This is a genomic window from Myroides odoratimimus (assembly GCF_038039805.1).
Taxonomy (GTDB): domain Bacteria; phylum Bacteroidota; class Bacteroidia; order Flavobacteriales; family Flavobacteriaceae; genus Flavobacterium; species Flavobacterium odoratimimum_B.
The window spans coordinates 1-15,686 of the sequence record NZ_JBBPHK010000039.1 but is presented as its reverse complement, the minus strand read 5'-3'; the positions used below and the strand labels follow the sequence as shown (position 1 = coordinate 15,686).

The 15,686-nt window shown below is 34.0% G+C and carries 12 protein-coding genes; 8 read left to right on the top strand and 4 right to left on the bottom strand.

Annotated elements, in window-relative coordinates:
- Positions 1-468 precede the first annotated feature (468 nt).
- Positions 469-4,044: a KAP family P-loop NTPase fold protein gene (locus AABL85_RS16935; protein WP_341310956.1), complete on the top strand. Its 3,576-nt coding sequence runs from the start codon at positions 469-471 to the stop codon at positions 4,042-4,044.
- A gap of 64 nt (positions 4,045-4,108) precedes the next feature.
- Here AABL85_RS16935 and AABL85_RS16930 read toward each other — a convergent pair whose 3' ends face one another.
- Positions 4,109-5,683 carry a hypothetical protein gene (locus AABL85_RS16930; protein WP_341310955.1) on the bottom strand — a complete coding sequence of 525 codons (1,575 nt, stop codon included), beginning with the start codon at positions 5,681-5,683 and terminating at the stop codon, positions 4,109-4,111.
- A 448-nt stretch (positions 5,684-6,131) separates the two neighbouring features.
- Between AABL85_RS16930 and AABL85_RS16925 the strand changes: the two genes are divergently transcribed.
- The 4 genes from AABL85_RS16925 to AABL85_RS16910 all read left to right on the top strand — a co-directional run bounded on the left by AABL85_RS16925 (position 6,132) and on the right by AABL85_RS16910 (position 9,680).
- Positions 6,132-7,211, top strand: a complete 1,080-nt coding sequence (locus AABL85_RS16925) for a hypothetical protein (RefSeq protein ID WP_341310954.1) — start codon at positions 6,132-6,134, stop codon at positions 7,209-7,211.
- 305 nt (positions 7,212-7,516) lie between these two features.
- Complete coding sequence (locus AABL85_RS16920; protein WP_341310953.1) at positions 7,517-8,143, top strand: DUF6266 family protein; 627 nt, start codon at positions 7,517-7,519, stop codon at positions 8,141-8,143.
- Positions 8,144-8,377: 234 nt separating this feature from the next.
- Positions 8,378-9,172: a DUF4261 domain-containing protein gene (locus tag AABL85_RS16915; protein ID WP_341310952.1), complete on the top strand. Its 795-nt coding sequence runs from the start codon at positions 8,378-8,380 to the stop codon at positions 9,170-9,172.
- Between the two features lie 43 nt (positions 9,173-9,215).
- Positions 9,216-9,680, top strand: coding sequence for a hypothetical protein (locus AABL85_RS16910; RefSeq protein ID WP_341310951.1), 465 nt, complete (start codon positions 9,216-9,218; stop codon positions 9,678-9,680).
- Between the two features lie 54 nt (positions 9,681-9,734).
- On the opposite strand, the gene AABL85_RS16905 is transcribed toward AABL85_RS16910, so the two are convergent.
- Positions 9,735-10,316 (bottom strand): tRNA-(ms[2]io[6]A)-hydroxylase, encoded by a 582-nt coding sequence (locus tag AABL85_RS16905; protein WP_286413341.1) that lies wholly within the window; start codon positions 10,314-10,316, stop codon positions 9,735-9,737.
- A gap of 199 nt (positions 10,317-10,515) precedes the next feature.
- Here AABL85_RS16905 and AABL85_RS16900 point away from each other — a divergent pair, with 199 nt between their 5' ends.
- Positions 10,516-11,766, top strand: a complete 1,251-nt coding sequence (locus AABL85_RS16900; protein ID WP_341310950.1) for a glycosyltransferase family 4 protein — start codon at positions 10,516-10,518, stop codon at positions 11,764-11,766.
- A 44-nt stretch (positions 11,767-11,810) separates the two neighbouring features.
- Here the strand turns inward: AABL85_RS16900 and AABL85_RS16895 are convergent, their stop codons facing one another.
- Positions 11,811-12,116, bottom strand: a complete 306-nt coding sequence (locus AABL85_RS16895) for a cupin domain-containing protein (RefSeq protein WP_286413343.1) — start codon at positions 12,114-12,116, stop codon at positions 11,811-11,813.
- A 126-nt stretch (positions 12,117-12,242) separates the two neighbouring features.
- Between AABL85_RS16895 and AABL85_RS16890 the strand changes: the two genes are divergently transcribed.
- Together AABL85_RS16890 and AABL85_RS16885 are read left to right on the top strand one after the other, a co-directional pair.
- Positions 12,243-13,166 (top strand): helix-turn-helix domain-containing protein, encoded by a 924-nt coding sequence (locus AABL85_RS16890; RefSeq protein WP_341310949.1) that lies wholly within the window; start codon positions 12,243-12,245, stop codon positions 13,164-13,166.
- A 169-nt stretch (positions 13,167-13,335) separates the two neighbouring features.
- Complete coding sequence (locus AABL85_RS16885) at positions 13,336-14,046, top strand: hypothetical protein (protein ID WP_286437191.1); 711 nt, start codon at positions 13,336-13,338, stop codon at positions 14,044-14,046.
- A gap of 66 nt (positions 14,047-14,112) precedes the next feature.
- On the opposite strand, the gene AABL85_RS16880 is transcribed toward AABL85_RS16885, so the two are convergent.
- On the bottom strand, positions 14,113-15,501 hold the full coding sequence (locus tag AABL85_RS16880) for a dipeptidase (protein WP_155092987.1): 1,389 nt from the start codon (positions 15,499-15,501) through the stop codon (positions 14,113-14,115).
- Positions 15,502-15,686 lie beyond the last annotated feature (185 nt).

Genomic DNA, 15,686 nt, shown 5'->3' with positions numbered 1-15,686 from the left:
GTATATCAAAGTAGAGACGGATTATCATCCGTGTCACATAATGTATGTCCACCTGTCATAGACAGATATTGTTTATTGATACGTCTTGTATATCAAAGTAGAGACGGATTATCATCCGTGTCACATAATGTATGTCCACCTGCCATAGACAGATATTGTTTATTCCTCATTGATACGCCTTGCAATATTTTGCGTCTACGGCAATGCATTGACACCTTTCTTTATCCATGTAGTATGTCACCTTGACGATAGGAAAGGTCTCACTTGTATTGTAGAATGAACACTGCTAATGGATGAGTTCTTTCTTATAGATTTTTCTTTTTAGTCAGCTGAATATTAGTAACTAATACACTTTTGATTTTCAGATATGTACCTTCCCTAAATAAAAGAGGGAGTTTACGAATAATCTTATTTAGGTTAAGGAGGATAGAGATATATTTGAGGCTTAATAATGTCAATAGTAATTATATGATAGGGAATTTAATTGATTTAGTAGGGAATATTCTGAGTAGTAAAGAATTCAATCCCTACAGTTTTGGATTTAGTTGTTTTATAGCATTGGTTATATCAAGCTATTTAGGGTTTAAGGTTTATAGTAATTATATACATAAAAAAGCCAAAGTAAAAAAGAGTGAAATAGATATACTAAATAAATTAATTGAGTCAAAAGATAAAACTATTAATGATTTGAGCAATATTGCTCTAATGGAAGATTTGTTCTATAAGTATACGAAAATTAGAACTAACGTAGTAGAGATTTCTTTGTATATTCAATTCTACAAAGAAATGGGTGGAAGTTTTTCTTTTACGGATATCAAGGAGATTAGATCATATCTTAAAGTATTTGAAAATCAAGTTACAATTAAGTATAGTAAAATTGACACGTATTTTAGTAATCTATTTTTTTGTTTTATGTTATTAGTTTATGGGGCTGCTGTTTTTACAGGAGTGGTAGCTTTATATTTTAATTCTCTTGGAGATAAAATTATTGATATAATTACTACGTTAAAACTATTTGTTTTAATGATCTCCTTATTGATATTATGTGGTTTCCTAATGGCACTCATTAATCCTATTCGTAGAGCACAATATTTTAAAAAAATACTAGATACAAAAAGAGGAAGTATAAATGTAAATGAAAGCGAAAAAAAAAAGAAAAAACTTCGATTTAGCTTAGGTAATCAATGGAGTAATAATGATACTAAGGTTTTTTTTATATGTATGATTATGTTAATGTTTTGGTTTATGTTTGAAAATAAACTAATAAATAAATATAATCGTGAAGTTGTCTCAAAATATTTAATATTAGCTGAAGATAATATTATTTATTTCTGGGTATTTTTAGTTTGTTTATTAGTTTATACTTTCTTTGGCAAGGCTAGTTTTTGGGAGCATAAGACTTTTATTCCTTATAGGAGATTAATGATTGTAAGTTCTTTTATAAGCTTATATTCTTATTATTGGTGGAAAGGTAGTTATTATAGTTATTCTGCTTATTGTAGTTTTGGCGCATTAGATTGGTTTGTGTTTTTTGTTTTTGTTTTTGTTTTCTTTGGATATTGTTTTAATCAAATAATAGTTGTTTATCCTAATGAAGAAAAAAGAAGAGGTAATGGATTGCAAAGGGATGAAGCCATTAAAAGCTTTCATCAGGATTTGTTTAATTTTGGAGATAAAGTAAAAGCTTTTGTAAGAGAAATAGATGCTACTAATTTATCAAGACGTTTAAGTATTGGGATAAATGGGCATTGGGGGGAAGGAAAAAGTTCTTATGCTAACTTGATGATAGAAGAGTTTAAGTCTAAAGAAGGATATATAATATTAGAATTTAATCCTCGTCATTCGAAAGCTGTTAATACTATTCAGTTTGACTTTTTTCAATTGTTATATGAGAGTTTAAAAGATTATGATGCTCGTTTTACAGATTCTTTTAATAAATATCTTAAAGCTATTCAAGTAATAGATAAAAGCAAAATATTTGATTTTTTAAATATTAGTCAAAATGCTTTTTTTGACAAAGAGGATGAGAAAGAATTAATAAATAAGGCTATTAGTCGTATAGGTAAAAAAGTTGTTGTTTTCATAGAGGATTTAGATCGTTTATTAGCTGAGGAAATAATAGAGGTTTTTAAGTTAATAGATGGAACAGCGTCATTTACTAATTTTATTTTTATTACCTGTTTTGACAAGGAACACATTAGTAAAGTTATTTCAAAACTATATGTTGAAGGAGATACCTTTTTTTCGGATAAATTTTTTGATATAGAGAAACGAATACCTTTAATAGAAGAAGACCTTTTACTTAACGAATTTAAAAGATTTCTGTATGATAGAAATGATAATGTAATTGAAGAATTATTTAATGATAAAGACAAAGAAGAAGTTGAGAAAGTAGTAAAGGAGTATAGATTAATTTTAAGGGATATATTATTAACCCCTCGTGATGTTGTACGTTTTGTTAATATTTTTAAACAACCATATTTATATTTTCGCGATAATGTTTTATTTGAAGATTATTTATTGTTAACTCTACTTAAGTATAAATATAATGATGTGTATAGACAGTTGTTTTATAGTAAGATAGTGAACGAAGGTAGTTCTATTCATTTTTTGGGAGTGGCTGGAGTTAATAGCAATCAAATATATCTCAATAAAACTATTTTGGAAGAAAATATTGAGGTGATTGATTGCCAGTCTAAGATTTTAAAATCATTGTTTGAGAAAAAAGACGCAATTTTAAAATCTATAAATCACAAAGACTTTTATATGATATATTTTAGAGAGTATTATGATCCTGATTTTAGTTTAGTATCTATGATGAAGTTGTTGGTTGATGGTTTACCAAAAAGTGTAGAAACTATAAATAGGTATATATCTAGTAATAATATTGAGTTCTTTAATGAGTTCTTATATAAGGTTTATGATTTGGAAAGAGAGGAAATTATTAGATTAGAACAAACTCTTTATAATTATATAGAAATTATAGTTTATGTTTTATCTAAATATAATGATTTTAATTTAAGAATTAAATTACTACAAATGTTAGATAATGAGACTGTTGAGGAACTTATCAAAATTGAAACAATAAATGATAAAGAAAAGTATATAAAGGAAGTAAAACATAGATTAAAAGGAACTTATCCTAATACTCCATATGATACTATAGGCTCATGGATAACTGATTTTATTGATGCTAGTAATGAAAAGAGATCTCAATTGATTTTAAATGAGGAGGATTTATTAGATATTAATAAAAGTATTTTAAAAGAGTTAATAGATAATGAACCTATGTATAGTCAGAAGCATTTAGATGTTCTATATAATTGTATTGACTCTAAAGATCAAGATGGAAAGAGTATGATACATTTAGACAAAGAGGCTTGTAATTGGGTTAAGGAATTAATAGAAGAAAATCCTAAAGAATATTTGGATAATTTTGTTCGATTAGGTCAGAAATTTGTTAGTTGTGAGCCTTTCTGTATACAGGTTTTTGGAGGAGAAGATAATGTAGATAAATTTATAAATGATGATAGGTTTAATGATTATCCGAAGATTAAGAAGATAAGAAATGTGTGGAGTTGGTATCGCTTAAATGAGTTTAATTATATTAATCAAGACAGAACTAACGAAGAATGGGGTAGAATGGTTGATAGTGATTTTGAAGAAGAAGCTAAAAAAGTTGCGCAGATCAATCTATTAAGAGAAGATTTTATTGTATTAAAAGAAAATCTAAAACCTATTCTAAATGTTGTTGAAAAGTACGCTCCATCTACTTTAGATGTCAAAACATTTATTGGTGTTTGTGTAGAAAATGGTATTGATTTAAATTCATATTTAAAAGAATTAGAAAAATTACTTATTATTACTAAAGAATTAAAAAAAATCAGTTTAAATGCTGTTAGGAAAGATGAAATGTTGAAATTTGATTGGTTTTATTTGAAACTTTTTAATGGTGGGCGAGTAAGCGAATTAGAAGAGGTTATTGATTTTTTACATAGTAGAAATAATGATAATTATAATGAAGATAAAGATTGGATGAAGTAATCCTTATAGAATATAGTATAACACATAACAACAAAAAAAACGAGACCATTGGTCTCGTTTTTTGTTATCGGTGTCCTAGGATGCTTTTAAGATAGGTGTTACCTTTCTCTTTAGCTTCGCGTAGTTTTATTTCTTCCTCGGTGGGGATGACCTCTTCTTTTATCCATACGCGTTCGATGTACTTCTGTAGGTAGACGAAGTAGTTAATCGCTTTTAGCATACGTCTGCGTGTAGATACTTCTAAGAAGAATACATCTGCCTCAGGGCTGATCTCACGTTGGTAATACAGCTGTATGTACGGCTTGCCTTTTGGGCTAGGGTCTTGCTCTAGCTCATAGTGGAAGTACTCGTATTGGTTCTCTCCATTTTTGCCTTTGCCGAGGTAGTTCTGTATCGTGATACGTGGGGCATGTCCTGCAGCTCTGTCCTCTAGTCTGAATCTCCACTGCTGTCCACAGTAGTATATCGTAGAGTCTTCCTGCTCATAGTATCGCTGACCTAGTCGCTGTACGACAGGGCGCTTCATGATATCGTTAAAGTTAGCTACGGTGATGATCTTCTGTTTCTTATTATAGATACCGATCATGTCACTGTATTCTACTAATAGCTTCTCCCATTCTATGGTCAGTGATTCGGCTATACTGGTATTCACCATCGGTTGCCAAGTCTGATCTTGCTCTGTAGGGTATCTATAGAAGGTCTGTATGGCGTAGTCTTTAGAGAATGGAAGCAATGATTTCTTCTTCTCTATCGTGACTAGCATCGCGTACAAGTCTTGGTACTGGAAGTACACAGAGGTAGTGTACGAGTTGCCATTCGTGAATGAGATACGCTTATACATATCCTCTTCTGCGTAGTCTATGATAATCTCTTCACCAGTAGGGATATGGTCTTGATTAAAGATGCTACCCCCTGCTAGCTTCATTAGGTTGTCTAGGTTGATCTCTTTATTCGCAAATGCAAATGGGTATTTCTCATCTGCATAGACAGGATTAGGCGTTTCTAATAGAATGGATTGGTTCTGTGCCAATGCGTGTAAGATAGCGTCTGTACGTAGCCAATTCGCCCAAGAATATATGGTATCGTCTAGTTCTTCTCGTGTATGTAAGAATTCTGGTTTAATCAAATGGAATAATACTGTAGGCTCTGCTACATCTCTTTCTAAATCATGGTTTAGTAAGAAGTCTATCTCTATACGGTCTTTCATACTGAAGCGATAGTCATCTACATTATAGTCCGTATTGATAAACAGTCTGGCACGTATAGTACCACCTACGATAAGCTCTCCATGATTATAATCTCCCCAGAATACTTCTGCTACATTTAGGTTTCTTTTGACATAGATACCCTGTCCTCCTACTGTGATGTTATTAGTAGTCAGGCTTCCTAGTACGACTAGGCCGGTAGAAATCTCTGTATTAGCATTGAAAATTTGGGGTACAGTAAGGTTACCATTTATAAGAATAAACGGGATAAGATCATCAGTGTAATGTTGGGCTGAGATGGTATCTAGGTTTAGTGGATCTTCCCACTGCTGGTGCCCTTCGTAATATAAGATCGGCAAGTCTAGATTCTCATGCTTATACCAACAGTCATCTGGTAACAAGTGCTTTATCTCTGCTAGAGGGATAAACTTCATAATCGGTGAATTAGTAATGTTTTATTATAGCAAAAGTAAGTAATTATTGGCTCTATAGTTAGATGAATATACTAATTATCTTCTGTATTTTATAATGAAAGTAGTTATAATAAATACAATGATTGAAAATAGGGTTTGAAGATGTGTTTTTTATTGTTAATTGGTTGATTAATAATGGATAATGTTCTTTTTATAAAGAGGGTTTTGAGTACTTGACAGGGACGAGCAGAGTATAGAATATTTGAATAGTATAATTAATTGTTTCAATATATGTGATGAGTGTTATTATTTATTATCTGCTAGAGGTGCTCTTTTTAGTTAAAATTCTATCAATTAGAGGTGTTTGTTTAAAAAATAAATGATTAGTATGAGGTGTATTTGATTTGTTTTAGTTAATAAAAAGTGAATTTTGTTAATTTGTAATTAAAATTATTTATTTAAAAAAGTTATGAAGAGAATTTTATTTTTATTTCTAGGACTATCTTTATTAGCCTCATGTAGTAGTGATGATAATGCTGTGGTAGAGAATGGTAAATTAGGTGAGTTAGTCGTGAAGATCGAACAGAAGGAGTACTATGTAGGTGATGAGGTGTCGATAAAAGTAGAAAGTCAAAATGGTGAAGAGATTAAAGATGCTACTATATTCATCGATGAGAAGCAGGTGAATGCGCTATACGAGTTAGCTACTGTAGGTGATTTTAAAGTAGTAGCGAAGAAGGTGGGGTATACTTCTAGTAAGGCTATTGATATGACAGTTAAACCGCGAGAGTTCGTAATGCTGTCTGTAAAAGAGAGTAGAGTAGCGCTAGGGGATAAGATTGTGTTCGAGGTGGTGAATGGAGCAAAAAAGGCTGTGCCTGCTACAATATATCATGTAGAGCGTGGAGAAACGATAGAGGGTACTGAGTATGTTCCGACAGAAGTGGGTACGCACACTTTCTTCACTAAGAATGGCAATGGCTATAAAGAAAGTAACATCGTCACTGTAGAGGTGATCGCTAATACAAATAACTTCAAGATAGGAGATAAGAAATATGAGATTCAAGAGATGACTTTTGATATCGTTCAGTACACTTATGGATCTGTGGTAAGAGATAGAGTGTATATCCTGGATGGTAAGGCGATGAATGCAGTAGAGATTAATGCTTGGAATATCAATGGAGAAGCGATTAATAATTTGAATATCACCATTTGGATTCCAAATCCAACGATTAAGATAAATAGTAAGAATGAGATTACTGATTTTGGTCAGCGTGTTTCTTTGAGCAACTCAAATGAGTGGGTGGTAAGAGAAGTCTTTGTTATGAGGGCTAATGAAGAGTCAAAACTGTACACAGTACGTGATAAGGAGTTGACAAACGTCAAGCTTAGTACTAAAAAACTAATGATACCTAATAATGGTATAGGTGCTGGGAAATACGGTGTTGTGAGTCATGGTGAGTTTAACTTCAGTGCTTTCGGAGATGAAGAAATGAAGTTATTGTTTAATGGAGCCTTTGTCACTACTGAATTTGTTAGTAAATTCTAAGAGAATTATTTTATAAAAAGAAGAATTGTTTACATTTTTTTTAAAGGGAAGAAAAGCCTTACTGTTTTATACTAGTAAGGCTTTTCTGTGTTTAGGATATAGATCTGATGTTAGAACAGGTGTATAGTGTCCCACTATATGCGACCATAAGTGACTAGAATAGGTCATCGGTGGTCAAAAAAGTCATGATTAAAAATAAAGTTTTTGAATTGAAATAGATTTGTATCAGAAGATTAAGCGATAGAGTAGCTACTGAGTAATAATCTGATATTATAAGTAATAACCATTTTAAAAAATTAGGAATCATGGCAGAAATTAAAAAAGGAATTTTAGGAGGAGTACAAGGAAAAGTAGGTACTGTAGTAGGGGTAAACTGGAGAGGTAAAAACATCATTCGAAGTTTGCCAAAAAAGAGTGGTAAAGTTGCTACGGAAGGACAGTTAAAACAACGTGCGAAGTTTAAATTAGTAGCAGAGTTTTTATCTCCATTGAATAAATTGACTGGGAAGTACTTCGGAGAGTATCAAGGGGCTAAGTCTAGAACTAACTTAGCGATGTCTTATCAGTTATTAGAGACAGTAGTGGAGAAAGATGGCATGTTAGAAATAGACTATGCTAAGGTAGTCATCACTAAAGGGGTATTGCCTGTGCCTATCATAAGTGATGTGAAGATAGAGAATGCTAAGCTTACTGTAAATTGGAGATCTGATGTAGGGATAGGATTAGCAAAGGAGAAAGATGAGATGATCTTCGTGGTGTATAATCAAGATGCTAACCAATTCTATGTGATAGAGGATCAGGCTAATCGCAAGGCAGGTACTATCTCTGCTAATATTCCTGCTGACTGGACTAAGAATAACTCAGTGTGGTTAGTCATAGTAGATGAGACTAAGAAGTATAGTAGTACGAGTGCTTTCTTAAAGGTGGGATAGACTGTGTGAGGATGGATGAAGAAGAGCCTGGGGATAACTCAGGCTCTCTTTATCTTTACTATATAGGACTTTATTTATGTATGTATTTGTGTTTTGTATATGCTCAGGTTATTCTTTATCACATTAGCATATATTGAGTCAGTCAGTATATTTTGAAATATTTAGTGTAATGAGGAATAATCTATTTTACTTTTTAGTCGTTATATTTGTTGATATGTAATTAATTGAGTAAGTATGGGACTATTTGACTTCTTTAAGAAAAAAGATGTAATACAAGAAAGAGAAACTGAAAGTAAGTTACTCTTGTCAATGCCAATGTTTAAGAATGGCGACAGATATAGTATAGAGCTTATCATTAAGCATCTGAAAGAAGAGTGGAACATGACTGTAGAAGCAGAAGATTATAGTGATGATACAGCTATATTGACTGTGGATGGAAGTATGATCGCCATAGCATATATGCCCGCAGCTATACCTAATGAAGATATACAAGCTACTGCCAAGTATACTTATAGTTGGCCTACTGTGATGGATGATCTAGAGGGGATGACAGGCCATGTAATCGTGAGTGTAATGGTAAGTGATAAGAGTACATACGAACGATATACTTTACTGTCTAAGATCCTGTATAGTATACTAGCGACATCTAATGCAGTAGGAGTCTATCAAGGGGGGCAGACATTATTAATAGCTAGAGAAGAATACTTGAGTTATTATGATATGCTAAAAGAGGGAGATACTCCACTAACACTCTGGGTATATATAGGTATACAAATGAAGGATGACGGTACTAATCTGTACACTTACGGTATGGAAGAATTTGGTTTTAGAGAACTCGAGATTATTAAGACAAAAATGGATACTGAGGACGCATTTAGTTTTTTGTGTAATGTATGTTGTTATGTTCTTGAAAATAATGTTGTGTTTAATGATGGAGAAACATTTGGTTATACTGCAGAGCAAAAGATTAAAATTGTCTTATCTGAGGGAATAAATTTAGATGGACAGACACTAAAGCTAGGCTTGTAATAAGGTTCGTTATTTTTAAGTATGTTAATAATAAGGGACTATTATGAAGAAGTTAAGTGTTGTTTTAGGAGTTTGCCTTATGACGGTATTAGGCTGGGGGCAGCGCAGTAATTCTGATTATAAGCCTATATTTAATGTAGGGTATAATCAAGGGACGCATAGCATGATCCAGCTAGGGATGGAGTATGATATATTGGGTTCTGATGAGAGATGGCTCTTCATAGGAGGTGGTGTATTGGCTACTCCTTATCACAAGGAATGGTATTGGTTGCCATATCTGGATGTTACAAAGAGTAATGGGTTATTGTTCTATGGCGCAAAAGCCTCTACCAAACATGTACAGCCACAAGTAGGGATATCATTATTAAATCTAATGGATATAGGATTGGGATACGGTATCCCTTTTAACGAGGATAAGATACCTGTCATAAAAGGCTTTAATCTGAATATCAAAATACGCTTTAGTGGTAATGATAGTGTATATCCAAAGTTAAAAATAGGCTTTTAGGATATTATATAAATGATAAAGAGCCTCAGTTTATTAGCTGAAGCTCTTTACTATTTATCCGTGTATGTGTTCTTTGTTTCCATAAGACTGGATTAGTTCTCCTTCGAACTCAAGCCATTCTTTCCAACGCTTGTCTACATCTACTTTCTCTGTGTATTTCTTAGCGAACTTTAAGAATGTAGTATAGTGATTTGCTTCTGATACCATCAGTTCATGATAGAACTGTGCTAGCTCTTTATCTTTAATGTTTTGAGATAGTGTTCTAAAACGTTCACAACTTCTCGCTTCTATCATCGCAGCGAATAATAGTTTATCAATAAAGCACTCATTACGGCTACCGTCTTTCTTAGAGAACTTGTACAGCTGACCTACATAGTCATCTTTGCGTTCTCTACCTAGTGTGTATCCACGTTCTTTAATGATGTTATGTACCATCTGGAAGTGTTGCATCTCTTCGATAGCAATCTCCGTCATCGCAGTCACTAAGTCTTCGTGCTCTGAGTTATACGTAATCAGTGTGATGGCATTAGTAGCTGCTTTTTGTTCACACCAGCAGTGGTCCGTTAATATCTCTTCTAAGTTAGACTCAGCGATATCTGCCCATCGAGGGTCTGTTAATAGTTTTAATCCAAGCATAATTCCTTTTCGTTTTATGCAAAAATAGCAATTATTAGATAGTAACATACTGTATTATTGGATTATCCTATCGTTATAAGAGAGTTGCTTTTGTTTGTATTATATGTTATTGCATATAAAATGATGTTTTAATGGTAGATTATATGTTATTGCATATAGTTTTGTGTCGTATTGATTTAAGAACAAGTATTTTTGTAGAATGAAACACAATTTATCCGGAAAGAAAGTATTAGTCATAGGACCTGTATGGCCAGAGTCCAAATCATCTGCAGCAGGGAAGCGTATGCTACAACTTCTGCAATGTTTTAAAGATTGGGGGATGCAGATTTACTTCGGAAGTACAGCTAAGAAGTCTGAGGTGAGTAATGATTTGTCTTGTTATGGAGTGACTGAGGTAGAGTTATGGCTTAACGATGCCCGTACAGATGAGGTGTTAGCTGATCTGATGCCTGATGTAGTGATGTATGACCGTTTTATGATAGAGGAGCAGTTTGGATGGCGTGTGACAGAACAATGTCCTGATGCGATGACAATATTAGATACAGAAGACTTACACTTCCTACGATTTGCTCGTCAGGAGATGCAAAAAAAAGGAGGTAAGGATATAGAGGAGTATTTATACAGTGAACGTACTAAACGCGAATTGGCAAGTATATTGCGTTGTGATTTGACTTTGATTATTTCAGCGTATGAATATAAGTTATTAGTAGAGAAGTTCCATATCCTTCCGAATGCGTTGTTGTTTATCCCCTTTATGGAAAAAGAGATCACATCTGAGGATATCAGTAATTGGAAAGGCTATGAGGAGAGAGAGGACTTTGTGTTTATAGGGAACTTTATTCACGAGCCGAATTGGCAAACTGTGCTTAAGCTAAAGACGGTAATATGGCCGCTGTTGCGCAAGAAGCTGCCACAGACCAGAATGCATATTTATGGAGCTTATCCTTCTCCTAAAGTGATGCAATTACACAATGAGCGCGAGAAGTTCTTAGTACACGGTAGAGCAGATGATGCTCTAGAGGTCATTAGTGACGCTAGAGTGATGCTAGCTCCCATACCCTTTGGAGCAGGGATTAAAGGGAAGTTTATTGACGCTATGAGAGTGGGGACGCCTTCTGTGTCTTCGTCTGTAGGCGGAGAGGCTATGCTTGGGGAATATGAATGGAACGGTTTTATCACGGATGATGTAGAAGAATTCGTCAATAGAGCAGTAGAGCTTTATACAACGGAATCTTTATGGAAGGAGAAGCAAGAATATGGGGTGAAGCTTATCAAGGCTAATTATGATAGTGAGTATTATGGAGACTTATTTTATAGTGCTGTCAATACCATGTTTAGCAATCTAAAAGAGATGCGTAGAGCCAACTTTATATGTGAAGTACTAAGACATCACAGTGTACAGAGTAGTAAATTCTTTGGGATGTGGATACAAGAGAAAACGAGTAGATAGCGTGTCACGGATTATAAAAACCCGCGACAACGACTCGCTATCTATTACTTTCTATTAGGTTCAAAAAGCATTAGAGTAACTTCTTCTTTTCCCACAGGTTTATTTTCTACTCCTTTTGGGACAATAATGCATTCGTTAGGGTGAAGTGTAATGACTTTATCTCTAAAGTGAAGTTCTAAGATCCCATCTACTACCATAAACAGTTTGTCTTCATGGTCATGAGAATGCCATTCAAATTCTCCTTGTAGTTTAATTAAATTGATGGTGTGATCATTGATATTTCCTAAGTTCTTTAATTGCCAAAAGTCTTTTAAAGAATCGGATTCTTGAGCTAAATTTATTTTATCCATTTGAGTCTATTTTAGAAGTATTATCTTTGTTATTTAGAATTAGTAAAAACAAATAAGCAAAGCTAAAGAGGTATACGTCTGGTTTTTGCAGTAAGATGTTCGTTTTTTGCAATAATAAAATCGTGTATGAGAGTAGGATTAGGATTTGACGACTGTAGAACTGGAGAAGGGTATGTACAGCTGCATAGACAATTGTGTACAGAAGACTTAGATTTGCACTTCTATCAAAGTACTCAACAGACAGAGAGTAAGACGTATGTGTATAAGAAACAGCCTTATATACAACTCCATTATGAGCTAGATAAAGGGTATACGGAGTACAAGGCACGATACCAGCATAAGTCATCTATCTATACAGAAGTAGGGAAGTGTACCTTATTTTATCTGCCTGTACTAGATGGTTATCTATATGATCCTGTATGTGATAGTGCTATAAGCTGTGAGATCGAAATAGGAGAAAGTTGGTTAAGCCGCAACTTGAAAGAGGAGTCTAAGGAGAGCTATCAATTCTTAAAAAAGATGTCTCTCGGTGAAATAGCTGTGTTAGGAGAAGGTAGCTTCACAATTACTCCTGAGATGAAACAACTCATTTATGAGATCAATACGTGTGCTTATACAGGTATGGTAAAAGATTTGTTTATCGAGGGTAAAGTAATGTTGCTTCTGGCATTACAGTTAAATCAGGTACAATCTGATGTAGACCAAAAACCAGCTCTGTCTATACACACTCAAGATGTAAGCATGCTGCATGACCTAAAGACAATATTAGAGGAAGAGAGTCATCTAAAACATACCATAGAAGAACTAGCGATGCGCATAGGAATGAATCGTACGAAACTACAAGCAGGATTTAAGCAGTGCTTTGGGATGACTATTCACGAGTATGTATTAGATATACGCATGAAAGAAGCATATCGTTTATTAACGTCCTTCTCTAAGGGGACCTATAGTATAGAGGAGGTAGCTAGATCAGTTGGCTATAAGAACTATGCACACTTCTCTACGATGTTTAAAAAGAAGTTCGGTGTATCGCCAAGTGCATTTATGTAATGTAAACTGAGAATGATGTAAAAATAAAAAAATTAAGAAGACTTCTCTTTTTTGTAGTGTGTATATTTTAAAAACACTGTATTGTTTATGTTGTTTTGTTTAAAAAATGTGTAATTTTGATAAATTGAAAACTCACCTTACTTTTTATAAATTAAATCAAAATCAAATTATGAAAAAATGGACAGCAATGATTGTGTTATTTGCACTTGCTTTTACTGGTTGTAGTAGTGAAGACAGTGGAAATGTAAACAATGGTAATGGTGGAACAGATGGTGGAGGTGAAGTAGTTAAAAGAAAAACATATGGTTCGTTTACTGTGAATACGAAGGTAAACGAAAAAGATGTAACTTATAAGTATTGGAATTATAGCCCTCTAACTTACATTAGTCCAAAACTTGGAAAAACTTATCTTATCATGCAGGATATGGTAGCTTATGAATCTAAAGAAGAAAAAAAGGCTATAACTAAAGAAAGAATAGAAAAGTATGGAGATTTAAGAGGAGGAAATCTTATTGTATCACTTAGTCAACCAGTAGAAGGTTTGTTTACAATTACCAGAGGATTTGCATATAAACCTGCTGGAAAAAGTAAATTGGCAACTCTACAAGTTAGTTTAGGTATTGAAAATGAAGAGGGGCAAAAAGAAGGAAAAAATGATGCAAAATATATATATGTGGATGAAGGGTTTTATGTAGATGCTTTAGAAGTTACAAAGGATAAAGACGGAATATTTCATTTTGTATTAAAAAAACCAATTCCATTAGTATTTAAAGAAGGAAATCATGGTTATGGGAATGCCAAAGCTCCAAGAGCTATTACTGTAACTATTGATAATGGTCATGGTCATTCAGCAAGTTCTGTAGGAGGATCAAAAGAATGAGGAAATAAAACCCCAGCTTTATAAGGCTGGGGTTTTATTTTATAAAAGACTTATATATTTGATGGATTATTTCATCATTTCAGTATAGTATTTGTAGAACAATGGAATAGTCTCAATACCTTTTAGGTAGTTGAATACTCCGAAGTGTTCGTTAGGAGAGTGGATTGCATCAGTGTCTAATCCGAATCCCATCATTACTGATTTAGAACCTAATTCTTCTTCGAATAACGCTACGATAGGAATACTTCCTCCTGAACGCACAGGAATAGGTGCTACTCCGAATGTATCTGTATATGCCTTAGCAGCAGCTTGGTATCCGATAGAGTCGATAGGAGTCACATATCCTTGTCCTCCGTGATGAGGTTTTACTTCTACACGTACTCCTGCAGGAGCGATGCTTTCGAAGTGTTTTTTGAATAGTTCAGTGATTTCTTCCCAGTCTTGGTTTGGTACAAGACGCATAGAGATTTTAGCAAAAGCTTTACTAGCGATAACTGTTTTAGCACCTTCACCAGTATAACCTCCCCAAATACCATTCACGTCTAATGTAGGACGGATAGAGTTACGCTCATTCGTCGTATAACCTGCTTCTCCGTATACATCATCAATATCAAGTTTTTGTTTGTAGTCTTCTAAAGAGAATGGACGTTTAGCCATTTCGTCTCTTTCTTCACGAGATAACTCTTCTACTTTATCATAGAATCCTGGTACTGTGATATGGTTGTTCTCATCGTGTAGAGAAGCAATCATCTTCGTCAATACGTTAATAGGGTTCGCTACAGCTCCTCCGTATAGTCCTGAGTGTAAGTCTCTGTTAGGTCCAGTTACCTCTACTTCTACATAGCTCAGTCCTCTTAATCCTGTCGTGATAGAAGGTTGCTCGTTAGAGATCATTCCTGTATCAGAGATTAAGATTACGTCATTCTTAAGTTTCTCTTGGTTTCTTTTTACGAACCATCCTAAACTTACAGAACCTACTTCTTCTTCCCCTTCGATCATGAACTTCACGTTACATGGCAAAGCATCGTTAGCAATCATGTATTCGAACGCTTTTACGTGCATATACATTTGCCCTTTATCGTCACAAGCTCCACGAGCGAAGATTGCTCCGTCTGGGTGTAGATCTGTTGTTTTGATTACAGGTTCGAATGGAGGAGAAGTCCATAACTCAATAGGATCAGCAGGTTGCACATCATAGTGCCCATAAACTAATACTGTAGGAAGAGCTGGATCGATGATTTTCTCACCATAAACGATAGGATAACCAGGTGTTTCGCATAATTCTACTATATCACATCCTGCTTTTTCTAAACTTTCTTTTACTGCTTCAGCAGTGTTGATTACATCTTGAGAATAAGCGCTATCAGCACTGATAGACGGCTTTTTTAATAGTTCAATTAGCTCATCTAAAAGACGTTGCTTGTTTTCTTGAACAAATTGTTTTGAATCTTTCATAATATAAAAGGATACATTGATTTTGTTACTCACAAAGCTAAGAATAAAAAAATACAATTTTTTTCTTGCAGATAAAAAAACCTGTTGTATATTTGCAACGTCTTAAAGGAACAGGATGTTCCACTAATTACGCGGGTATGGTGAAATTGGTAGACACGCCAGACTTAGGATCTGGTGCCGCAAGG

Bases quoted from the DNA above. Each gene is read 5' to 3' on its own strand.
- AABL85_RS16935 (WP_341310956.1), top strand. From the start codon at position 469: ATGATAGGGAATTTAATTGATTTAGTAGGGAATATTCTGAGTAGTAAA.
- AABL85_RS16930 (WP_341310955.1), bottom strand. From the start codon at position 5,683: ATGAAGTTTATCCCTCTAGCAGAGATAAAGCACTTGTTACCAGATGAC.
- AABL85_RS16925 (WP_341310954.1), top strand. From the start codon at position 6,132: ATGAAGAGAATTTTATTTTTATTTCTAGGACTATCTTTATTAGCCTCA.
- AABL85_RS16920 (WP_341310953.1), top strand. From the start codon at position 7,517: ATGGCAGAAATTAAAAAAGGAATTTTAGGAGGAGTACAAGGAAAAGTA.
- AABL85_RS16915 (WP_341310952.1), top strand. From the start codon at position 8,378: ATGGGACTATTTGACTTCTTTAAGAAAAAAGATGTAATACAAGAAAGA.
- AABL85_RS16910 (WP_341310951.1), top strand. From the start codon at position 9,216: ATGAAGAAGTTAAGTGTTGTTTTAGGAGTTTGCCTTATGACGGTATTA.
- AABL85_RS16905 (WP_286413341.1), bottom strand. From the start codon at position 10,316: ATGCTTGGATTAAAACTATTAACAGACCCTCGATGGGCAGATATCGCT.
- AABL85_RS16900 (WP_341310950.1), top strand. From the start codon at position 10,516: ATGAAACACAATTTATCCGGAAAGAAAGTATTAGTCATAGGACCTGTA.
- AABL85_RS16895 (WP_286413343.1), bottom strand. From the start codon at position 12,116: ATGGATAAAATAAATTTAGCTCAAGAATCCGATTCTTTAAAAGACTTT.
- AABL85_RS16890 (WP_341310949.1), top strand. From the start codon at position 12,243: ATGAGAGTAGGATTAGGATTTGACGACTGTAGAACTGGAGAAGGGTAT.
- AABL85_RS16885 (WP_286437191.1), top strand. From the start codon at position 13,336: ATGAAAAAATGGACAGCAATGATTGTGTTATTTGCACTTGCTTTTACT.
- AABL85_RS16880 (WP_155092987.1), bottom strand. From the start codon at position 15,501: ATGAAAGATTCAAAACAATTTGTTCAAGAAAACAAGCAACGTCTTTTA.